Below are 22,940 nucleotides of genomic sequence, written 5' to 3'. Positions count from 1 at the left end.
GCGAAACCTCGGTTTCGCCTTTTTTATATTTATTACCCACTCAATGCTTACTGCGAGTCGATATCTTTCAAGTCATCTTCAATCGCAGCAGCATTCGGATTTGCTGCTGGTGAAAGCTTGCCACCGTTAGCAATAAAGTCGTGGCTCTGGAAGTAAGCTTCACGAACCAAAATGTACGGATCGGATGACTGCTTGAGCAAACCGTCAGAATCCAGCAATTGAGCACGTGTTTCGATGCCTTCAATCGTCCATTTGCCGATAGACATCGGCCAGGTCAGCCAGGACAGCAGCGGATAGAGTGTATCGACATAATCGCCGCCATCTTCACGTAGCGTGAAACTGCCATAGAACGGCAACTGCACGTACGGGCCGTAACCGACGCCATAATGACCTAGCGTAGAACCAAAGCGGTGCGGCTCTTCACGCTGCAGTTTCGGGTTCGCCATGCCAGCAACGTCAATGAAACCACCCATACCCAGCAATGAGTTCAGGAAGAAGCGCGTGAAGTGCACCATCCCCTGATACGGATTACCCTGAATGAAGTAGTTCACCATTACGGCGGGCTCTTCCAGGTTGCTGGTGAAATTGCTAATCCCATTACGCGCGGGTTGCGGCACATAATCACGCCACACCACAGCCACCGGGCGGACAACATACGGATCCAACACATTAAAGTTGAAGTTGTACATTGAACGGTTGAACCCTTCAAATGGGTCCGAGCGCCCCTGTGGCTCTTGATCGGCAGAGCTGGCGCACCCGACTAAAAGTGTCGTGGCCAGCGCCAGTCCGGTCAGGCGGAAATTCATATGTGTCTCCCTGTTATTATTTATCTGCGCTCTCAGGTTTGGTGCTGTCCATACCAGCTTGTGCAACCTGCGCCTGCTCGATGCTTCTTTGCACCACAGCCCGACGCTGGTCATTTGCCGGTAATACATTAAGCATGACTTGCCATGCACCAATTGCCTCGCGGTAATTTTGTTGTTCGAAAGCGCTAAATGCCAGCAGGCTGAGCACGCGAACATTTGTATGGTCCGTTTTAATGAGCTCTCGCAGCAGATTCCCACCCAGTTGGTTATCTTGCAGCGAGCCACTACGGGTCAATACTTCAGCATAGCCCAGCTTTACATTACTGTTAGTGGGCGACAGTTTATACGCATGTGCAAAAGCTTGTGTAGCGGTACTTGCGTTATTCAGAACCATACCAATTCGCCCCAGCATCATCCACCCCTCAATATTGTCAGGTTCGTGCTGCAACCGGGTGCGTAACCCAAGACCGAGATCGGCCATTTCAGCCATGTTCAGCGGCTCGGCTTCTGGGTCTAATGCGCGCTGTAACAATTGCGGTGTCTGATTTGTGACATTCTGCCAGGCTCGCACCTGCTTCCAGTCAGACGTTTTCAGATAAACGCCAACACTCACTACAATTAACACCACAGCACCGGGTGCGAAAAACCAGAAGTGGGCTTTCCTGGCTGCGGTTTGCAGCTGCGCACTTTCAGGTTCATCACTAAAATGGACCCGCCGTTTGCGGCTGCGCATCACAATCACACCCGCGCCACCAAGAATAAACAGCAATGGCAGCACCCATAAGACGATAGTGGCAGGCGTCAACGGCGGTTCGTATGTCACGAAATTGCCGTAGCGCTCAACCATGTAATCAATAATCTGCTGCTTCGTTTTGCCCTGCTGCATCAACTCATAAACTTTCAGACGCATGTCAGAGGCAATCATGGCATTGGAATCCGCAATGCTGTTGTTCTGGCATTTCGGGCAACGCAATTGCTCGGTAAGCTGGCGGAACTGCTGTTCTTGCGCTTCGTCTTTGAACTGGAAAGTGTCTATTGCCGCAAACACATTAAACGAGAACAGGAATGCGATGATAATTAGCCATCCACGCTTCATGCGCCTGCCTCCTTGTTGTATTTATCCCACAGCGGTTTTAATTCCTGCAGCCAGACGCGATCGTTAAGATCGCCCGCATGGCGATAACGAATGATCCCTTTTCCGTCGATCAAAAACGTTTCTGGTGCACCATAAACGCCCAGATCTAACCCCAGCATGCCGTTGCCATCAAACAGGCTTAGCGCGTACGGGTTGCCTAATTCATTCAGCCAGGTAATCGCTTTGCGGCGGTCATCTTTATAATTCATACCCACCACACGAACGCCCTGCGCTTTCAGGCCGTTGAGATATTGATGCTCTGCACGGCAAGTTGGGCACCAGGTCGCCCAGACATTTAGCAACAAGGGTTTGCCGTCTGTCAGCACTGCCTGGTCATAAGTTTTGCCGGGGTTTTCCAGCGACTCCAGGCGAAATACCGGAACAGATTTCCCTACCAGCGCCGATTCAAGATTCGTCGGATCATCGCCCTGCGCATTGCGTGCCAGTTGCCACAGTAGCATTGCCGCCAATAACAAAAACAAAACGAGCGGGATAAATAATATTTTGCGGTTCATGCGGCCTCCGGCATGTTTTTACGCTGGCGGTAACGCGGGTCAAATAAACAGAACAGCCCACCGATCGTCATTAATATTCCGCCCATCCAAATCCAGCGCACAAAAGGTTTGTAATAGAGGCGCACCGCCCAACTGCCGTCGTCTAACTGTTCACCGAGAGCAGCGTACAGGTCGCGCGTCACGCCGCCGTCAATGGCCGCTTCGGTCATCATGGCACGGTTGCTGTTGTAGAAACGCTTCTCGGCATGCAGCGTGGCTTCAGGTTTGCCATTGCGCGTCACGTCGATAATCCCCACGCCACCCCGATAGTTCGGGCCAGTGAGCTCATGCACATCGCGGAACACAAAGTGGTACTGGTGAATGTCGATGCTGTCGCCTGCTTTCATGCGCACATCACGCTCAATACTGTAATTCTGGCTAAAGGCGATACCGACCACCGTGACCGCCAGCCCCAGATGCCCGAACACCATGCCCCAGTGGCTGCGTGGTAATTTCCATAGCCCTTTCAGCAAGCCGTAACGGTGTGTGGCACGGTCATAAACTTCGGTTAAGGCCAGCACAAACACCCACACCGCCATCAGTAAACCAACCACCGTCATGGCTTCAACGCGGTCTTGCATCAGCCATGGCAAAATCAAAGCCAGCGCGACGGTCACCACCACGGCAACCACCAGGCGTTTAACCAGCTTTTGCGGTTCATCACGACGCCAGCGTACCAGTGGGCCAATCCCGAGCATCAGCGCGAACGGCGCCATTAGCGCGGTAAACATGGTGTTGAAGAATGGCTCGCCAATAGAAATGCTGCCCAGCCCCAGTTGCTTGTGCACTAAAGGCAACAGCGTTCCCAGCAACACCACCAGCATCGCGGCAATCAGCAACACGTTATTGCCGAGCAAAAATGACTCCCGCGACCACAAACTGTTGCCGACGCGCGAACGGACTTTGCTGCCTTTTACCGCATACAACAGCAGCGAACCGCCAATCACAATCACCAGGAACGCGAGGATAAACATGCCGCGCGCCGGGTCAGAGGCAAATGAGTGCACCGAAACCAGCACGCCCGAACGCACCAGGAAGGTGCCGAGCAAACACAGCGAGAATGCGGTAATCGCGAGCAGCACCGTCCACGCTTTAAAACTGCCGCGCTTTTCGGTTACCGAAAGCGAATGGATTAACGCCGTACCTGCGAGCCACGGCATAAACGAAGCATTTTCTACCGGGTCCCAGAACCACCAGCCTCCCCAGCCCAGCTCGTAGTAAGCCCAGGCCGAACCTAAAACAATGCCGATGGTTAAAAATGACCAGGCAGCCAGCGTCCATGGGCGAGTCCAACGCGCCCAGGCAGAATCGAGTTTCCCGGCCATCAATGCAGCAATAGAAAACGCAAAAGCCACGGAGAAACCGACATACCCCATGTACAACAACGGAGGGTGGAAGATCAGCCCGATATCCTGCAACAGCGGGTTCAGGTCGCGCCCTTCGACAGGGAAGTCAGGCAGCGTGCGGGTAAACGGGTTTGAGGTGAAAATGATAAACAGTAAGAAGCCGAAATTAATCATCCCCATTACCGCCAGCACGCGGGCAACGGCATCTTGCGGCATGCTACGGCTAAACAGCGCGACGGCAAATGTCCATGCACTTAGCAACAATACCCAAAGCAGCAATGAGCCTTCATGCGCGCCCCAGGTGGCAGCAACGCGATACCAGACCGGTAGCTCGCTGTTGGAGTTATTCGCCACATACAGCACGGTAAAATCGTTCACCACAAACGCATTCACCAACACCAGGAAGCAAGCACACAGTGTGATAAACAGCGCCCACGCTAAAGGGCGTGCAGAAGCCATCAACCGTGAATCATTTCGCGTCACGCCCCACAGCGGGTAAACACTGAGTAACAATGACCAGCCGAGTGCCAGGCAAAGCAAAAAACTGCCAATTTCTGGCATCATGAGGCGTTATCCTTGTAGGCCTGTGGAGCGCGTTGGTGATTTTTTTCCATCGCTTCTTTTACTTCCGGCGGGGTGTAATTTTCGTCATGCTTCGCCAGCACTTCTTTCGCTTCAACCCTGTTACCGGCTTCAAACACACCTTGTGCGACCACGCCTTGCCCTTCGCGGAACAGGTCCGGCAAAATGCCAACATAGCTGACATCCACCACCCCGCTGGCATCGTAGAGTTTGAATGTCACTTTCAGCGTTTGGTTATCACGCTTCACGCTGCCAGGTTGAACCATACCGCCAACGCGCAAACGCTGCCCCACTTCTGGCAACTGGTGGCTTTCACCTTTGCCATACAGGATTTCGCTCGGCGTATAGAAGAGATCGATATTGCTGCGTAATGCGTACAACACCAGCGTGATCGTTAACCCCAACCCCACCAGCACAGAAAGCGCCAGATATAATCGATTTTTGCGACGCGTATTCATTCAATTCCCTCTGCGTGACGTGCGGCCTGGATCCGTCTTTCTCGTGCCTGTTGGCGCGTGACTGAATTTAAAATGGTGCGGTGCTGCAAACGGGTATGCACCAACAATACCAGCAATGGGATGAAGGTTAGCGCGACAGCAAGCCAGACATAAAACGCATAGCCCCCCATGGCAAAAAAATCTGTCCAGTTTAAAAATGCGCTGGTCATACGCTTCTCCTTTTATTCGCCAGTTCCATTACCCACGGGCGACGCTGTTCCTGAAGCAAAATTAGGTTGCGCAGGCGCATTAATGTCAGCGTGGCAAACAGCATCAGAAAACCGAAGATAGTCAGGCGTAACGGAGTGCGCATTGATGGGTCAATACTTTGCTGCATATTGGTCGAGCCCTGGTGCAGCGTGTTCCACCACTCCACCGAAAAATGGATAATCGGTAAATTCACCACACCGACCAACACCAAAATACCAGCCGCACGCCCGGCCAGACGGCGGTCGTCAAAGGCGTTATACAGCGCAATCACGCCGATATAGAGAAACAGCAACACCAATTCGGAAGTCAGACGTGCATCCCACACCCACCAGGTTCCCCACATTGGTTTGCCCCAAGCGGAACCGGTAACCAGCGCAATAAAAGTAAATACCGCGCCCACTGGTGCCATCGCCGCCACAGCGAGGTCAGACATTTTCATCTGCCACACCAGGCCGATAAACGCAGCCACTGCCATCGAGCCATAGATACCCATCGACCAAATTGCCGCAGGCACGTGAAGATACATAATGCGATAGCTCTGGCCTTGTTGATAATCCGCAGGAGCGAAACCAAAACCCCAGACACAACCGACCACTAACAACACCGTGCTGATAAGCGCAAACCACGGCACCATGCGCCCGCAAAGCTGAAAAAGCCGCTCGGGTTTAGCGAGTTGATGTAACCATTTCCACATAATCGTTGCTCACAAAAAAGTTGCTTTGGTGGATGACGCTTCGCTTATCCACCCTACAAAATATTGATACATCATCTTTTGCTTTTATATTTCATCCAACAAAACTGTTATTGCACGCTAATGCGCAGTGCCGCTGCCGTGGCAAACGGGCTTAGCGTAGCGCTTGATGCCAGAAGCGCACCAAGGATGGCCATGTAACCGTCAACCGGAAGATGCATGGAAGCTGCGTCCATTGCGGCGGTGGCGAAAATTAACAATGGGATAGTCAGTGGTAACACCAGCAGACTCAACAACACGCCACTACGTCGCAAACCTACAGTTAAACCCACGCCTGGCGCACCAAGAAAACTCAGCGTCGGAGTTCCAAGCAGCAACGTCAAAGCCATGACTTTCCAGGCGTAAAAATCTAACCCTAACAGCAAAGCAGCGAGCGGCGAAAGAATTAGCAGGGGCAAACCCGTCACCACCCAGTGAGCGGTCACTTTCGCTAACACCACCATCGGCAAAGGGATTGGCAACAGCATCAGTTGCTCAAGCGAACCATCCTGAAAGTCATCGCGAAACAGCCGGTCCATCGCCAGCAACGATGCCAACAGCGCTGCAACCCAAATCACGCCCGGCGCAATGCGCGCCAGGAGTTGTGGCTCAGGGCCAATTCCAAGCGGAAACAAGGTAATAACAATCAGAAAGAACCACAGCGGGTTGGCTATTTCCGCACCTTTGCGGAACACCACACGCAGCTCATGCAGAAAAATTCGGCGCATCATGCCCTTTTCTCCTGCAAATGGATCTGGCGCACATTGCTGACTGCCAGTGGCTGATGCGTGGTGAGAATAACGATGCCGCCTTGTTCGGTATGCAGCTTCAACTGCCTGGTAAGTTTTTCCACACCCGTAACATCAATGGCGGTAAAAGGCTCATCAAGAATCCAGAGCTTTTGCGAGCTCAGCCATAATCGGGCCAGCGCCACCCGGCGTTGTTGCCCTGCAGAAAGTTGATTAACAGGAACATCTTCAAATCCAAGTAAACCAACCTCAGTAAGTGCTTGCCAACGTAGGCTTTCCGCACTGTTTGCGTGGTAGAAGCTGAGATTTTCAAAGGCGGTAAGAACTGTTTTGATTCCCGGCTGATGCCCGAGCCACAACAAATCCTGATGATATTGATAGCGCGCACGAGACAGCCCTTCCCCTTGCCACCTCACTTCGCCATTCTCAGGCTGTGCAAGGCCCGCCAGAATCCGTAAAAGCGACGTTTTCCCTGCGCCATTTTTCCCGGCGATTTGCACCATTTCACCTGGTTGTACGGTGAAAGACAACTCGCTAAATAACACGCGGTCGTCACGTACGCAGGTCAGGTTAATGGCATCAAGCATTTGAGGAACACTCCTTGTCTCGGGAAACAAAATCATAACACATCATAGGCTTTGCTCCAGATGGGCGGCCCCATCAGCGGTACTCCAAAAGAGGTAATCATCACACCTAAGATCAAAATTAAGTCAAATTCACCGCTGTTACAGGGAATAAAGCCAAAAGCCGCTACGCTTAAAAGAACAGTTAACGCGTGAGTGGCCTGAAAAATGGATGAATTAAAAGAAGACAAAATCGACAAATCCACCGATGAGATCGAAGTCGAAAGTGACGAAAAAGACCATGGTGAAAAGATAGAAGTCGACGAAGAACAGCTGCCGTCACGGGCAATGGCTATTCACGAACATATCCGTCAGGACGGGGAGAAAGAGCTGGAACGTGACGCGATGGCATTGCTGTGGTCAGCGATTGCGGCGGGCTTATCAATGGGCGCATCGCTACTGGCCAAAGGGGTATTTCACGTCAATCTTGAGGGAGTCCCCGGCAGTTTTTTGCTGGAAAACCTTGGCTATACCTTCGGCTTTATCATCGTCATTATGGCGCGCCAACAGTTGTTTACTGAGAACACCGTCACCGCCGTGCTGCCGGTGATGCAAAAACCTACCGGCTCAAATTTTCTTCTATTACTACGGCTATGGGGCATGGTGCTGCTGGGTAATATGATTGGCACCGGACTTGCCGCTTACGCGTTTGAATATATGCCAATATTTGACGAACAAACGCGAGATGCTTTTGTCTCGATAGGTATGGACGTGATGCACAACACGCCGGGGGAAATGTTTGCCAACGCCATTATTTCCGGCTGGATAATCGCCACCATGGTGTGGATGTTCCCTTCTGCGGGTTCGGCAAAAATATTTGTTATCATCATCATGACCTGGCTGGTCGCGCTAGGGGATTTAACCCACATCGTGGTCGGCTCCGTGGAAATTCTCTACCTGGTATTTAACGGTACCATCCACTGGAGTGAATTCTTCTGGCCGTTTGCCTTGCCAACACTCGCAGGCAACATCTGCGGCGGCACATTTATCTTCGCACTGATTAGCCACGCACAAATCCGTAACGATATGAGCAACAAGAAAAAAGCAGAGGCGAAGGCTAAAGCAAAGCGCGAACAGGAAGTTGAGAACGGCGAAGACGCCGGCAAGGGCGAAAAGCAGATGCGAAGAACGTGAAACTGGTTACGATTCAGGCAATCAGCAGGCGTGCCCCTTAACTCAGACCTAAAAGCGGGTATACTGTGCCGCGCAATGCCCTAAATAGTTCGAATTGTGGGTAGGCGGCAAAAGAACAAATCTCCAGGAGCTTACTTGAGTAAGTGACTGGAATTTGTGAATGCAGCCAACACCCCCACAATTTGAAGTATGAAGGGCATTAAGTCCTCTTAGTTAAATGGATATAACAAGCCCCTCCTAAGGGCTAGTTGCAGGTTCGATTCCTGCAGGGGACACCATTAACACCCATTTCTATTCATTCCCCCAATGAAATCAGCAGCATGTAAGACTAAATCCCTAGTTTCATCTTCGTATCACCCTATCAAAAACACTTACAGCGTCAAAACTAATCGAGAGTTTGCAGATACTGCGATTCTTACGCTGTAGGGGAAACGCTGTCGACGGGCAAGCAGAATGGCGCTACCCGACACATCGGGCAGCGTATCCATCAAGTAGGGCAGAGTTTACTGCATGGGTAATCACACTAAATACATGAATCGTTTTTTTTGTCGCATTAGACATTATTTCTGTTCTTATACGCCTCTTTTAATCTCCTCATTGATTCCACGAGTACTGAGCGCGGGCATCCAACGTTTAATCTCATATGTCCCTCTCCGCCAGGACCATATTGAATACCAGGCGAAAGACCGAGCTTAGCTTCATGTACAAAAAATGAATTTAGATTCTCATCACTGAGTTTCATTTTTTCTGCATTAAGGAAAAGCAAATAGGATGCGCCGCCATAAACAACTGATATTAACGGGCAGTTTGTTTCTATCTCTTTTTTTACATACTCTACATTATCAGATAAATAAGTCAGCAACCTTTGATGCCATTCATCACAGTTGGTATATGCAGAATAAATTGCTGCCTGTTGTAGCGAGTTTGTTTCAGCCAGGTAACAGTTATCCAAAAAACCATAGAACTTGTTGCGCAAGTCGTTATTTTTAATAATAACCATCCCACCTTGTATAGCCGGGGTATTAAATGTCTTGCTGATAGAGGTAAGCACTATCGATTGGCTATCCAGCATCTCATTTACCGTAAAAAATGGTATATGTTGCTTGCCCGGCAATGTTAAATCGCAATGAACCTCATCTGATACAACAATGACCCCTGCACGATGGCAGTATCTATTTACCTTCTCAATTGTTTCACGGTCCCATACCATCCCGCCAGGATTATGAGGTGAGGAAAAAAGGAACATCTTGCAAGTTTTTAGCTTTTCTTTGAAGTCACTCCAATCAAAATAATAACATCCACTTTTCTCGATTAATCCTGTTTGTATCAACTGCCTGCCACTTGTCTTTATAAAATTTGGATAAGGATCATATATTGGGGTGCATGTTAATATATTATCGCCAGGTTTTGTTAAGGACATTAAAGACAATACTATTGTTCTTATTACACCAGGGACAAAATGCAACCAACCTTCCTGGACATCGAAACCATACCGTTTCTTATACCATTCGGTAACCGACTTCTTCCACTGTGGGTGTTCTAGATTATATCCTTGCACCGGTTGAGTTACGACAGAACGTAGCGTATTGATAATAGGCTCTGGTGTTCTGAAATCCATATCAGCAATCCAAAGAGGCAATACATCTTCAGTACCAAACATTTCTTGTAACTGCCCATATTTACGACAACTAGCATCTCTTGCTACTACACAATCAAACAGAGACATTACACACTCCTGGATCATCACCTGAAAAGCTAAGGTGATTTAAAATACAAACTGAATAACACGCATAAAAATTTCATCCGTAGAATATTTCTGCTACAGCATGCGTAACGTAGATAAATTAATTCGTATTTTTCGAGTAAATATGAAACTCAATTCACTCTAACATTATAGTTGATGCTCAACGATATTCTCAGTGGCGTCACTCGGTTCACATTTAGCGATACCGATACCCGTTGCAGCCCAAAGTAATGCAAATATAACTCCGCTGTAGCACAAAATTGCCCACGGTAAATAGTCTAGTGTTGATACGCCCAGCATAGTGGCGCAATAAACACCTGACGCAGACCAGGGAATAATAGGTTCGACTACCGTCCCTGCGTCCTCAGTTGTCCTGGAAAGATTTTTTGCCGCAAGACCTCTTCTTTTGTATTCATCTTTAAAAGCATCACCGCATAGCAATAATGGCAAAGTACCGTTTGCTGTACATGCACAGATGGTAAAAGTTGTAATAATCGTTGTGAGGACCAAACGAAATGTTGATTTGACACCTTTCGTGAGAGCATGAATAACCGTATGCAGCGAGCCCGTTGCGCTCATCGCGCCAGCAAAGCTGAATGCACTGAAAACAGTAACAAAGCTACTAAACATAGATATTGCACCACCCCGCTCCAGCAAGCGAGATACATCAGAAGAAAGCGCAGATACATTACTACCCTCGATCATAGAGAGCTTAAAGCCACTCACAACCGATTCTCCTACCGATGACGCAGAGAAACCCTGAAAAACTAATGCGAGAATCATGGATATTAATGTAGACAGGAATAACATAGGAATTGGCGGTTTCTTTGAAAGAGAACCATACAATACAATAATCGGTGGTAATAATAGGAAAATATTAAAATGATAAACACTACCAATTGACGCCATCAATTTTATAATATTCTCTGGTGTACTAATAGAGGCCTCAATACCCATACCCATATAACTATATACAATGCTACATAAAATAAACCCGGGGCCAGTTGTCCACAAAAGATGGCCTATATGCGAGTATAGATTTACACCAGCAGCCAGCGCGGCCATGTTTGTTGAATCAGAGACTGGAGAAAGTTTATCACCGAACCAACAACCTGAAACAATAGCCCCGGCAGCAATTGGAAGTGATACATTCAATCCAATGGCAACACCAATCATCGCAATACCAACTGTACCGATAGAGCCCCAAGAGGTACCGGTACAAACAGAAATTAATGCTCCAAGAAGAAATGCGGAAATATAGAAATACTGAGGATTAATTAACTTTAAACCATAGTAAATCATCATCGGTATTGTACCTGAGACCATCCATGCTCCAATTAAGAAACCAATACTCGCTACAATCAGTATTACGGGTAAAGCCTCAGATATTTTTTCGCAAATGGATTTTAGAATGTCATCCCACGTAAAACCATGAGCTATAGCTATAAATGAAGCAGTAGCTGTGCCCATCAAAATCATGGGCTCCGCACGGATGTTAAAAACAAAATACCCAATACTAATTCCGCCTAGCATTACGACCATAGGCAAAACAGACCAAAAAAAAGATAATTCCCTTCTACTTTTTGAAGTATAGCTATTCAATTGCATAATCCCATCCAATAGTTAGTGGTTTGTATTTGAACAGATAAGAAAAACGCCTATGATATTTAACCTTACATTAAAATGGCCAACCCAATTATTTTCATGGAAATCACATGCTTTCAATACCAATATAATGAAATTTATTTCAACACAATACTACTACGGGCTTTCTTAATAATTATCCCTCCACGTAGAGTTGGTGATTTATTCGTTGTTGACTCAATTTACGATACTGCTGCGGTGGCATACCGACGTATTTATTAAATGTACTATAAAAACGGCTACTAGAACGAAACCCTGCAATAATAGCTATATCTAGAATAGTCTTATCGGTGTCGCTTAGTAGTGCTCTCACATGGTTAATACGCATTGCAGTAATATATTGCTTCATAGTCAGTTGCATAACTCTCTGGAAAATACCCATGGCATAGTTTGGGTTCAGTTTCACATATTCCGCGATAGCGTTAACTGTCAAAATTTTGTCACAGTGTGTGGCAATAAACTCAAGCATTTGGCTAACATAAAACTGTGAGTGCCGCGAAAGACTATTTTTCTGAGTGCGTGACGTTTTATTAACCAGCACAGGCTGCCAGCCAGATAGACTAAAGCGCTTTAGCATTAAGGCAATTTCATCGATTGCTAACTGGCGAACCTGCTCATTAGTACTATTCAGTTCATGTTGCCAACGCTGAACTTCAAAAATGCTGAGTTGCTGTGCTGATAAGGATTTAATCACCATTCCATGAGTCACGTGATTAATCAATTCGCGATCCAGCGGCCAGGATAAAAATAAATGCATTGGTAAGTTGAATATTGCCATTTGTTTGCAATGGCCTGGATTTGTAAGCTGATGTGGGGTACAAGCCCAAAACAGGGTGATATAACCTTGCTTGACTCGCACCAATTCATCATTAATCAGATATTCCACATCCCCGTCAAATGGCACATTAACTTCAACCTGACCATGCCAGTGGCTGTAGCTCATTGCCAATGGCGCCCGCAGCTCGACATCCATACGCTGATACTCTGAATAGAGTGCAAGTGGGCTACGAGTCTTTTTTTCATAACTGCGGCACATATGGGGATCATGCGGCAGTCGCGGAGTACTGTTTTCCATTATAGGTTGAGTTCCTGGACCATGAATCTGACCGAGATGTCATATCAAAACATGGTTACAGCTTAACCGAAAAAAACCTCCGTTTTATCTCCATTTTCGCGAAATCATTCCCAGAAACTCAGATTTTATGTTTATCAATTGCAGATCTGAGTTATCGGGAATATGGAATCTTATGCAGTAAGTGATGTCACTCGATCATTTTTTATCGCTAAGAACAAACGTCATTCCAAGTTCGCTGAGGTGGACGCCATAGTCCATTGAGATAATTCCAGTTCTTGTCTCCCTATAACCCATCCCGGTTTTGTACTTATCTTTGAATCTGCTAAGCCATAGAGCGTTGCCTGCAAAAAAACAACAACACTACCTCTGGTATGAAAGGTATAATCTTGCCCACGATTTGATTTTTTTAGACCATGAACATGACAAAACTCACATTACAAGAGCAGATGCTTAAAGCTGGCTTAGTTAGCAGCAAAAAAATGGCCAAAGTTCAGAGAACGGCCAAAAAATCACGAGTTCAGGCTCGTGAGGCGCGCGAGGCAGTGGAAGAGAATAAAAAGGCGCAAATTGAGCGTGATAAAGAGCTGGTTGAACAACAAAAGCAGGCTGCTTTATCAAAAGAATATAAGGCCCAAATTAAACAGCTTATTGAAATGAATAGAATTGTTATTTCAAAAGGCGATATTGGCTATAACTTCACAGATAACAATTTAATTAAAAAAATCTATGTTGATAAGGTTACTCAGACTCAATTAACCAATGGCCGTCTCGCTATTGCTCGTTTGATGACAGATAAAAATCCTGAAGGTGAATACGCGATTATCCCAGCAAGTGTTGCCGATAAAATTGCGCAGCGTGATGCGAGCTATATCGTATTAAACAGTACGCTGAGCCAGGAAGCTCAAGACGAAGAAGACCCGTATGCTGACTTTGTCGTGCCTGATGATTTGATGTGGTAGGGAAAGTTTCCAGAGCCCCTTTGAAATACGCCCCTCAGCCAAGGCTGGCTGAGGGGCGTATTATTGTGTTTGAAGTTACTGCGCGCCAATACGCTGTAGCCCTTTGATGGCTTGCTCAAGATAACTGCGCGGGCAACCGAGGTTCAGTCGTATAAAGCCAGAGCCTGCTGGGCCAAAACCACTTCCCATAGAAGGAGCAATACCGGCTATCTCAGTCATCACGCTCTTTAACTCATTATCGTTCAAGCCCAATGCTCGGCAATCTATCCATATCAAATAGGTACCTTGTGCCGGAACAACACGTAACCACGGCAAATAGTTCTCTATCTGCGACACAAACCAATCACGATTTGCCGCGAGATAATCAAGCAATTCGTCCAGCCACTTTTCGGAACCATTATATGCCGCAGTAGCAGCTTCCATCGAAAGCGCATTGAATACGTCCAGACCGTGCGCATTTAAACGCTCGATAAATCGCGCCTTTAACCCAGCATCAGGAATAAGGAAGTTAGAGATCCGCAGGGATGAAAGTCCAAAGGTTTTACTTGCTGATGTGGCAGCAATTACCCTTGAATGCCAGCGAGACTCAAGATGCAAAACAGAGGTAAACGTTGATCCTGGCAGCAGTAGATCAGCCCAGATTTCGTCTGAAAGCACCGTCACATCGTATTTTTCACATAGCGTCAAAAGTTTGGTTAACTCATCTTTGCTCCAGCAACGCCCGGTAGGGTTATGCGGGTTACACAGAATGAACAGTGGCGGGCGATATTTGCTAAATAATTCCTCTAACTGCTCAAGATCCATCACATATCCCACATCGGGATCTTCTTGCAGCGGATTCTCAACAAGGTTGCGCTGGTTAAGCGTAATAATCTTGGCAAATGATCCGTAGTACGGCCCCTGAACCACAACGCTATCACCCACCTGGCTTAGCATTTGTACCAGCAGTGAAAGACCCGGCACTACCCCTTCAATACTGCAAACCCATTCAGGGTGAATCAGGAGTTGATGGCGACGCTCAAACCAGTTAGTCAGCGCCGTGTAGTAATTTTCATCACGCTCGCTATAGCCAAATACACCATGTTCAACACGCCGATGAAGCGCCTCCAATACATTTGGCGGGCAGGCAAAATCATAATCAGAAACCCACATTGGGAGTAAATTGTCAGTTTGCATATTCTGATAACGATCGATGAAATCCCATTTCACTGAACCCGTAGCATGGCGATTAATCACCTGGTCAAAATTGTTTTTCATGATGTAGCCTCCTGCTTTGAATTCTCCATTGGCGTAGTGACTTTAATCGGTGCTTTAGCGATACCAAACCCGGTAAAACCATAAATCAAAGCAAAGAAAATAGCGGAGTAACACTGTACGGCCCAGGGTAAGAAATCCAGAGTGCTTACGCCAAGCGTTGTCGCCATATAGACGCCCGCAGCGGTCCACGGAATAAGAGGCTCAATCACAGTTCCCGCATCTTCAATGGTGCGGGAAAGATTTTTAGTATCTAAACCCATGCGGCGATACGCATCCTGATAAAGCTCGGCCGGAACCAGCAGCGCCAGTTTGCCGTCGCTGGTAGCAGCCGTAACCAGAATAGTCGTGCCAATAGTGGCTGCAATCAGTTGACCTACGCTATGAATAACGGTGAGCAAACGGTTGATAATGATAGTCAGTGCACCTGTTAGTGTCAGTGCGCCAGCAAAAGAGAAAGCACAGAACACCAGCAAGATTGTACTCATCATGGAGAACAGGCCGCCGCGATTAAGCAGGCGAGGCACATCGGCAATCATCCCATCAGAACCCTGCGGGAACATGTTGATGTTAAAACCATCCATGAATGCATCCAGCCCCTGCTTAACACTCAATCCCTGAAGCCAGACGCCAAGAATAATGGCCAGCAAGCAGGCAATCAGCATCAACGGAATGACCGGTTTTTTGCTGATGGCTCCCCACAGCACAATAATCGGCGGCAATATCAGTACGATATGGAAGTGATAGAGACTATCGAGCGCGTTAATAATGTCTGTCACACGCTGCGGGGTGGCAACTTCGCCCATCATGCTGCTGTGGCCTGCAACCAGATAAACAATGGCTGCCAGAATGAAGCTCGGAATGGTGGTGTACATCAAATGCTGGATATGCTCAAACAACGTGGTATCAGCAACAATAGCGGCAAAGTTGGTTGAATCCGACAGCGGAGAGATTTTGTCGCCAAAGTAGGCACCAGAAACCACCGCCCCTGCTGCAGCCGCTAGTGGAACATCCAACCCGGCAGCAACACCCATCAACGCCACGCCCACCGTGCCCGCCGAACCCCATGACGTTCCGGTACAAACTGACACTACACTGGTCAGGAAAAATGCGGCGATAAGAATGTATTGAGGGCTAATCAGTTTCAATCCCCAGTACACCATATAAGGAATGGTGCCACTAAACATCCAGGTGCCGATAAGCCCGCCGACGCAAATCAAAATCATAATAACCGGCATCGCTTTAGCGAGTTTAGCAACGATGGAGTTCATCACATCGTCCCAGTTATATCCCTGCCAATATGCCAGACCTGCGGCAATAGCCGCAGAGCACAAAAGCAACGGCTCAATACGCAATCCCATCACACCATATCCGACGATGAGAAATGCCAGCATCGCGATTATGGGGAGTAAAGCCAGCCCAAAAGAGAGCGTTTTTTTGTCGTTGTGTGATTCATTCGCTTTCATAATTGTGTTCCGATTTATTTTGATGGGTGCAGAGTAAAGGGAACAGAACAATGCAAATGTGATGGAAAGGATGCTGCCATGTAACCGCATACATGAAGAGTACAGTTGCGACATTTGTCACAAAAAGCGCTGTTGACGACATGCCTTCAATTTATTATTTCGCATCACCGAATCTCGTTCGATCAGTTCAGCGGCAAAGCACAATGAGCGCGGCAGTGGCGTTTCATGTTGATGCAACCCAATGGCGAGCAGAGCTGCATGCCGGGCCATGCGCTCTATCGGGTAATGCATGGTCGTTAAGGCTGGGAACAGATAACGCGCGAGTACTACATCATCAAAACCCACCAGCGATAACTGTTCAGGTAGCGCAACGCCTTGTTGATGAAGGGCGCGCATCATACCGGCGGCCATAACATCGTTAAAGGTAAATGCCGCAGTAAAAGGAATGTGGCTATCGAGAAGTTTTTTGGCAGCCGTTTCCCCACCTTCTTCATTAAACGGCACGCTAATTATCCAGCTTTTCTCCGGGGTAATCCCAAATTCAGCCATCGCTAATCGGTAGCCTTCCAGCCGCTGCTGTCTGTCATCAATGGGCAAGTCTGATGTGATACAGGCAATACAGCGATGACCATTCTCTAATAGATGCCGTGTAGCCTGGCGTGCTGCACTTTGGTTATCCAGCCATACACAGCGAGGTGATATTGATGGAATGTAACGGTTCACAAGGACCATGGCGGGGGTATGGGTGCTATAGCGAATTAAATCCTGGTCGGGCAGGCGTGTCGCATGCACGACAATAGCTTCGCAGCCCTGGTTAATCAAAAAATCTAAGCCTGATTTTTCCAACTCAGCCTGATGACCACCACTACAGACCATCAGACGAAACCCCTGCTGGCGTGCAACTTCTTCTACACCTCGGGCTAATCGGGCAAAAAACGGATCGGCCAGATTGCCGGTTAACAACCCCAGCATATTGCCACTGCGTTTTGCGAGTGCCAGAGCTGCTGCATTACGCCGATAGTTCAGCTCACGCATAGCTTTCTCCACACGTTCCTGCGTAACAGGTTCAACATATGAAGTTTGATTTATTACCCGAGATACAGTTGCTGTCGACACTCCGGCCAACAGGGCAACCTCTTTCATTGTCGCCATAGATTCACTTTGATATGGAGAACGTGAGTTCTTAGAAAAACCATGACGAGCATACCACCAAAGCATATGGCATTAGATCCAGCAAAATGCCGACTGAATGATACCTCTTGATGAGATCATCCAATGATTTACTGCAACCCTCTAAGTTCACGGCCATAAAAGTAAGAGATGCTAATAGAAAAAACCCAGCTAAAAGCTGGGCTAAGAATATCAATCAACCAGTACGCGCTTGTTCGTAGCACCCCAGAGAATCGACATTTCGGTAAACAATGCACCACTGATATCTTCTACTTCAGTCGCGGTTACCTCCGCATTCCCCTGCTTACCAAACAGAACAACTTCATCCCCTGGTGCAACACCTTTCAAATCAGTCACATCAACTACCACGGTATTCATCGAGGTTTTGCCCAGAACAGGCACACGCTGGCCACGAATCAATACGTGCCCCGCATTGCTGAACACGCGGCGATAGCCATCGGCATAACCCACCGGAATATTAGCCAGCACGGAGTTACGCTTGAGCGTGTATGTGCGGTCATACCCGACGGTATTGCCTTTCGGGTAGCGGTTCACCGAGGCAATAGAGGATTTCAATGTCATCACGCGTTTGTAGTCGTTACTGGCAATGGTATCGCCGTAAAACACACCGCCAACACGCACCATATCGAGCCAGGATTCAGGCACCGTCAGCGTCGCAAAGCTATTGGCAACATGCAGGGTCACGTCTTCTCGCTTCAGACCGGTAATCTCCAGAACCTGTTGTGACTGCACTTTAAAGCGCGCCAGATCTTTGCGCACCGCCGCCGCATCTTCTTCCGGGTAATGCGACATGATGCCGACGATTTTCAAGTGGCTCAGTTCGGAGATGGCTTTCGCATCGTTCAGCCCTTCCTGATTGCTGACTTCCAGCCCGTTACGCGACATGCCACCGGAGTTCAGCGCCAGATGAATACGCAGCGTTTTCCCCTGTTGTTGAGCAATCGCATCGAGGCGTTTTGCCATATCCAGGTTGCCGATTAACTCTTCAGTGTCATAGTCCGTCGCCTGGCGCATCTCTTCTTCGGTCGCATTTCTCACGCGCATCAAACGGCCTTTAAAGCCCAGATCGCGCACGGTTTTCAGTTCTTCATTGCTGGCAACGCCGATGCATTGCACGTTGTTTGCCAGCATCACCGGCGTGACCAGCGACAGGTCGTGCCCGTAGGCATCCCCTTTCAGAATGGCGCACATGGTGGATTTATTACCGAGCAGTTTTTGTACTTTTTGTACGTTGTATTCCAGCGCACTGCGCGAGATTTCAAGCGTCGTGTTATCAACCACCCGTTGCTGATGGTGGTATCCGGCGGCAGAAAGCGTGCTGGTTGGGGGAACGGTGGTGTTGTGGCTATTACAGGCGGTAAGAACAAACAGAGGGATTAAAGCTAAACGGCGTAAATGCAGTGGCATGCTGACTCCTTAGCAAGGTTAAAGGGGGGTCGTAGCGAACCCAAAATTCATAAGAAAAACTAAGTTATCCTGCTGATTTTTATTCTAATTTAATGGCATTTTCTTAAACATGACATAGCGGGCTGCAAAAAAAGAGCCTGCTCACTTCCGCGGGCAGGCTCTTATTCATTACCGGTGTTAAGCGTTAGTAATGGTGTTCTGGTTTATGCAATAAATGATCAAATGATGAATGCTGCAAACTATCCATTCCCGCAGACTCAGACACCATTACTGGAGCCGCATGCGCTTTAGGATCGATAACCGTCGCATCGGTATGCGGTTGCTCACCACCTTTAATCAGGCTTGTGATATCAGTGCCATGCTCAAGTTCATGAGCTAAATCACTCAGGTTTATGCGCTCTTGCGCATGCTCACCTTTACCGGTCACCAGACCAGAATTATCGGACAGATGTGTGGCGCTATCCGCTGGCGCAGTTGCTGCCGGAAGGAACAGATCATCGCTGCTTTCCAGCAAGTTATTGAGCGGATGTGCCTGTTGAGTGTGGTGCTCAACAACCGTTGCGGCGTCAACATGAGCGTGGACCGAAACGTCATCGACAGGCACAGGTGGCGCTGCGGAAGGGATATCTGCGGGTACCGGAGCATCGTGGTGAACCACTGTTGTACGGCTATCATTCGCCGTAAAAGCCAGCGTTCCATCACCAAAGATGACGCCTTCAATGTGGTTCACACCCTGTAAATGCAGCCCCTGGTCCGCATCACTATGTGTCCCCGTGATCGAAACATTTTCCAGCGTATTTACGTTAGAATTGGCATTGTTATTAGGACCTGGTGAGCATTTATAATCAGCCTCTGAACCATCCTGCAAGAAAATGTAGCCTTTGTGCCCGCTGTCGACTGACTGCGTCATGCCGTTAATGGCATTCAGGCCCTGGTGAGCATTACCATTCGTGTAGCCACTGCCATCATGCACCACATAAATATCGGCATATTTCCCGTCACTATTTACGTTGCCGTCATGGTAATGGGTGATCTGGTTAGCACTGTCTGCACTGTGCGGTGCTGTATCGCCGTCACTCAACCAGACACGCACATTCGAACCAATGGCGATTATCTTCCCATCCTGAATATCAAAGCCTTCAGCTGCGCCACTGCCGCCATTTACCTGGGTAATCGGGCTCGGGTGGGCTTCAGGAGTCGAATCCGTGCTGTCGTTGTGAGCGATGTAGTCAGTGATGGTAGCGCTTGCATCTTGCTCAGAGCTCGCCAGATGTGCAGAGCTAACATGATCAGTTGAAGGTGCGGGTGGGACCTGATCATGGCTGACTGTTTGATCGGCTGTTGCATGCGTTGCATGCCCATCATCACCTTTGACAGTAATGCTGACATGTACAGGCAGCCCCTCTTTCAGATCACCACTCTCAACTCCAATATGGTAGCCAAGCTTCCCGTTACCCAGATCAACCACTTCACCTTTATAGTGGTGGCCGTTAACGGTCAGTTTCACGATATCGCCCAGTACGACGTCACCCGTTACGGTACCGGTGATTACGGAATGCTGCTCACCAGGTTGTTGTGTTGGTGTATCGGTCTCAACAGTGGTACTCCCCACATTTTGCGTGTGGATAGTACCATCGCCGAGAATCACCCCTTCGATATGGTTTATCCCATGAAGATCCAGAGTGTGACCCTGACCGTCCGAGCCGATAATCGAAACACTTTCCTGTGTATTTACATTGGTTTGCGAATTGTTATTGGTACCGTTTTCGACGTGGTAATCAGTATCTTTGCCATCCTGCACGAAGACGTAATCTTTATGCCCGCCCTGCTCAGCCTGCGTATTACCGTTTATGGCGTTCAGTGCGTGGAATGTGCCATCTCCCTGCTTATATTGGCTGCCTGGATGCACGACAAAGATATCGGAATAATGCCCATCTCCGTTCTGGTTACCGTCGTTGTAATGCTGGATCTGGTGTACAGGATCGGCACACTTCGGTTCGACATCCCCCTCGCTCAAATAGATACGCACATTTGAACCAATGCTGACAATTTTCCCATCCTGAACATCAAAACCATCTGGTGATCCACTGCCACCATTAATACGGGTGATCGTGTCGTGCGGTACACCCGTTGGCGGCACAGATTCAGTCTCAACAGAATCGATGGTGATCTTAACTTCACCTTTCTGGTTCGGTGGCGTCACATCAACCGGTGGGATTACATCTACCGGTGGCGTCACATCAACCGGTGGGGTCACATCAACCGGTGGGGTCACATCAACCGGCGGAGTCACGTCTACCGGCGGAGTCACGTCTACCGGCGGGGTCACATCGACTGGTGGAGTCACTTCTACCGGTGGGATTACATCAACCGGTGGGGTCACGTCTACCGGCGGAGTCACGTCTACCGGCGGGGTCACATCAACCGGTGGGGTCACGTCTACCGGCGGGATTACATCTACCGGTGGCGTCACATCTACCGGCGGGATTACATCTACCGGTGGCGTCACATCTACCGGCGGAGTCACATCGACCGGTGGGATCACATCTACCGGTGGCGTCACATCGACCGGCGGGGTCACATCAACCGGCGGAGTCACATCGACTGGTGGCGTCACTTCTACCGGTGGGATTACATCTACCGGTGGGATCACATCAACCGGTGGGGTCACATCGACTGGTGGCGTCACATCTACCGGTGGGATCACATCTACCGGTGGCGTCACTTCTACCGGTGGCGTCACATCTACCGGTGGAGTCACTTCTACCGGCGGGATTACATCTACCGGTGGCGTCACATCTACCGGTGGAGTCACTTCTACCGGCGGGATTACATCTACCGGTGGCGTCACTTCTACCAGTGGGATTACATCTACCGGTGGCGTCACTTCTACCGGTGGGATCACATCAACCGGTGGGGTCACATCTACCGGTGGGGTCACATCTACCGGCGGGGTCACATCTACCGGCGGGGTCACATCTACCGGCGGGGTCACATCTACCGGCGGGGTCACATCTACCGGTGGGATTACATCTACTGGTGGCGTCACATCTACCGGCGGGATTACATCTACTGGTGGCGTCACTTCTACTGCTGGGGTCACATCTACTGGCGGAGTCACATCTACTGGTGGGGTCACTTCGACCGGTGGGACTACGTCTACCGGCGGGGTCATGTCTATCGGTGGAGTTACGTCAACGGGTGGCGTGTCGGTGTGCGGCCCTTCTGGTGTGGTAACTATCGAAACAACCGCATCAGCTTTGATGAAGTCAGTATTTCCACCCAGGGAGGAATGAGTTGGCGCAGAGTACGTATCAAATTCGTTGTGAACCAGTACCGGAGAATTTAATCCGCTGGTAGGAAAACCTGAAGTAGCATCAACTACTTCGCCAGTCAGCTCCACTCGTTCAATAAAATGCCCGCCGCCACCAGTTCCAGCTTCGATTGGCGCTTCATTACCCGCAGCAGTTGCATCCAGGGCTTTAGTCGGGTCAACACCATCTGTAATTGCCTGCTGTAGTGCTGCGACATCATCAGTCGCGTGCTCAGTATTAGCTGCAGCAGTTACGCCGCTTTGATCACTCCAGTGGCTATTACGCCCCATATCCATTGTATGACCATCGGATAAGTTCACCGTTAATGCGCCGTTAGCACTGGTTACGATTTCTTCTCCAGCGAAGATTCGATCCCCTTCATGCAGTTCACGCTGAGTTCCATCAACAGCAATAGCAAAAACCTGTCCAATGACTACTTTGACGATACCGAGAATGTTGTGCAAACCACTTGCCCCTGAATATTGATATTACATATACCCGTCATACTTCAAGTTGCATG

At 48.8% G+C, this 22,940-nt stretch carries 19 protein-coding genes and 1 tRNA gene; 3 read left to right on the top strand and 17 right to left on the bottom strand.

The genetic code is table 11. The features are described from left to right. Positions 1 to 47 precede the first annotated feature (47 nt). The 9 genes from mlaA to ccmA form a co-directional block, all read right to left on the bottom strand. Positions 48 to 806 carry a phospholipid-binding lipoprotein MlaA gene (gene mlaA / locus EDF88_RS13225; RefSeq protein WP_134185110.1) on the bottom strand — a complete coding sequence of 253 codons (759 nt, stop codon included), beginning with the start codon at positions 804 to 806 and terminating at the stop codon, positions 48 to 50. A 16-nt stretch (positions 807 to 822) separates the two neighbouring features. After that, positions 823 to 1,902, bottom strand: coding sequence for a cytochrome c-type biogenesis protein CcmH (locus tag EDF88_RS13220; protein ID WP_134185108.1), 1,080 nt, complete (start codon positions 1,900 to 1,902; stop codon positions 823 to 825). Then, positions 1,899 to 2,456 (bottom strand): thiol:disulfide interchange protein DsbE, encoded by a 558-nt coding sequence (gene dsbE, locus EDF88_RS13215; RefSeq protein WP_064512788.1) that lies wholly within the window; start codon positions 2,454 to 2,456, stop codon positions 1,899 to 1,901. The genes EDF88_RS13220 and dsbE overlap by 4 nt, the downstream gene beginning before the upstream one ends. Continuing rightward, the gene (locus tag EDF88_RS13210) at positions 2,453 to 4,405 is read right to left on the bottom strand and encodes a heme lyase CcmF/NrfE family subunit (protein WP_134185106.1); all 1,953 of its coding nucleotides are present in this window, start codon (positions 4,403 to 4,405) and stop codon (positions 2,453 to 2,455) included. Before EDF88_RS13210 ends, dsbE begins: the two co-directional genes overlap by 4 nt. Further along, complete coding sequence (gene ccmE, locus EDF88_RS13205; protein ID WP_064512792.1) at positions 4,402 to 4,881, bottom strand: cytochrome c maturation protein CcmE; 480 nt, start codon at positions 4,879 to 4,881, stop codon at positions 4,402 to 4,404. The genes EDF88_RS13210 and ccmE overlap by 4 nt, the downstream gene beginning before the upstream one ends. Then, positions 4,878 to 5,090, bottom strand: a complete 213-nt coding sequence (ccmD, locus tag EDF88_RS13200) for a heme exporter protein CcmD (protein ID WP_134185104.1) — start codon at positions 5,088 to 5,090, stop codon at positions 4,878 to 4,880. Before ccmD ends, ccmE begins: the two co-directional genes overlap by 4 nt. Next, the gene (locus EDF88_RS13195; protein WP_064512797.1) at positions 5,087 to 5,824 is read right to left on the bottom strand and encodes a heme ABC transporter permease; all 738 of its coding nucleotides are present in this window, start codon (positions 5,822 to 5,824) and stop codon (positions 5,087 to 5,089) included. The genes ccmD and EDF88_RS13195 overlap by 4 nt, the downstream gene beginning before the upstream one ends. Positions 5,825 to 5,931: 107 nt before the next feature. Further along, positions 5,932 to 6,591 carry a heme exporter protein CcmB gene (gene ccmB, locus EDF88_RS13190; protein ID WP_064512799.1) on the bottom strand — a complete coding sequence of 220 codons (660 nt, stop codon included), beginning with the start codon at positions 6,589 to 6,591 and terminating at the stop codon, positions 5,932 to 5,934. Further along, complete coding sequence (gene ccmA / locus EDF88_RS13185; protein WP_134185102.1) at positions 6,588 to 7,196, bottom strand: cytochrome c biogenesis heme-transporting ATPase CcmA; 609 nt, start codon at positions 7,194 to 7,196, stop codon at positions 6,588 to 6,590. The genes ccmB and ccmA overlap by 4 nt, the downstream gene beginning before the upstream one ends. A gap of 204 nt (positions 7,197 to 7,400) precedes the next feature. Between ccmA and EDF88_RS13180 the strand changes: the two genes are divergently transcribed. Both EDF88_RS13180 and EDF88_RS13175 read left to right on the top strand, forming a co-directional pair. Next, a complete protein-coding gene (locus EDF88_RS13180) occupies positions 7,401 to 8,366 on the top strand; it encodes a formate/nitrite transporter family protein (RefSeq protein ID WP_134185100.1) in 966 nt (321 codons plus the stop codon). A 203-nt stretch (positions 8,367 to 8,569) separates the two neighbouring features. After that, positions 8,570 to 8,644, top strand: a tRNA-Arg gene (locus tag EDF88_RS13175). 275 nt (positions 8,645 to 8,919) lie between these two features. Here EDF88_RS13175 and EDF88_RS13170 read toward each other — a convergent pair. The 3 genes from EDF88_RS13170 to melR all read right to left on the bottom strand — a co-directional run bounded on the left by EDF88_RS13170 (position 8,920) and on the right by melR (position 12,829). After that, positions 8,920 to 10,092: a PatB family C-S lyase gene (locus EDF88_RS13170; RefSeq protein WP_134185098.1), complete on the bottom strand. Its 1,173-nt coding sequence runs from the start codon at positions 10,090 to 10,092 to the stop codon at positions 8,920 to 8,922. Positions 10,093 to 10,257: 165 nt separating this feature from the next. Beyond that, entirely contained in the window at positions 10,258 to 11,718 is a 1,461-nt protein-coding gene (nhaC, locus tag EDF88_RS13165; RefSeq protein ID WP_134185096.1) for a Na+/H+ antiporter NhaC, read from the bottom strand. A 172-nt stretch (positions 11,719 to 11,890) separates the two neighbouring features. Then, positions 11,891 to 12,829: a transcriptional regulator MelR gene (gene melR / locus EDF88_RS13160; protein WP_064512810.1), complete on the bottom strand. Its 939-nt coding sequence runs from the start codon at positions 12,827 to 12,829 to the stop codon at positions 11,891 to 11,893. A gap of 419 nt (positions 12,830 to 13,248) precedes the next feature. Here melR and EDF88_RS13155 point away from each other — a divergent pair, with 419 nt between their 5' ends. After that, complete coding sequence (locus EDF88_RS13155; protein WP_064512831.1) at positions 13,249 to 13,788, top strand: DUF2058 domain-containing protein; 540 nt, start codon at positions 13,249 to 13,251, stop codon at positions 13,786 to 13,788. A 75-nt stretch (positions 13,789 to 13,863) separates the two neighbouring features. Here EDF88_RS13155 and EDF88_RS13150 read toward each other — a convergent pair whose 3' ends face one another. From EDF88_RS13150 to EDF88_RS24815, 5 genes are all read right to left on the bottom strand, one after another. Further along, positions 13,864 to 15,045 carry a MalY/PatB family protein gene (locus EDF88_RS13150; RefSeq protein ID WP_134185092.1) on the bottom strand — a complete coding sequence of 394 codons (1,182 nt, stop codon included), beginning with the start codon at positions 15,043 to 15,045 and terminating at the stop codon, positions 13,864 to 13,866. Then, positions 15,042 to 16,508, bottom strand: a complete 1,467-nt coding sequence (gene nhaC / locus EDF88_RS13145; RefSeq protein WP_064512814.1) for a Na+/H+ antiporter NhaC — start codon at positions 16,506 to 16,508, stop codon at positions 15,042 to 15,044. The genes EDF88_RS13150 and nhaC (EDF88_RS13145) overlap by 4 nt, the downstream gene beginning before the upstream one ends. Positions 16,509 to 16,625: 117 nt before the next feature. Beyond that, a complete protein-coding gene (locus EDF88_RS13140; RefSeq protein ID WP_134185090.1) occupies positions 16,626 to 17,660 on the bottom strand; it encodes a LacI family DNA-binding transcriptional regulator in 1,035 nt (344 codons plus the stop codon). A 210-nt stretch (positions 17,661 to 17,870) separates the two neighbouring features. Beyond that, on the bottom strand, positions 17,871 to 19,106 hold the full coding sequence (gene alr / locus EDF88_RS13135) for an alanine racemase (protein WP_134185088.1): 1,236 nt from the start codon (positions 19,104 to 19,106) through the stop codon (positions 17,871 to 17,873). 184 nt (positions 19,107 to 19,290) lie between these two features. Next, positions 19,291 to 22,884, bottom strand: a complete 3,594-nt coding sequence (locus tag EDF88_RS24815) for a retention module-containing protein (protein ID WP_134185086.1) — start codon at positions 22,882 to 22,884, stop codon at positions 19,291 to 19,293. Positions 22,885 to 22,940: the final 56 nt, after the last annotated feature.

The organism is Buttiauxella sp. BIGb0552, assembly GCF_004366275.1.
In the GTDB taxonomy this organism is placed as follows: domain Bacteria; phylum Pseudomonadota; class Gammaproteobacteria; order Enterobacterales; family Enterobacteriaceae; genus Buttiauxella; species Buttiauxella gaviniae.
Note: the sequence above shows the minus strand (reverse complement) of the source record. Positions and strands in the feature narration are given on the sequence as shown.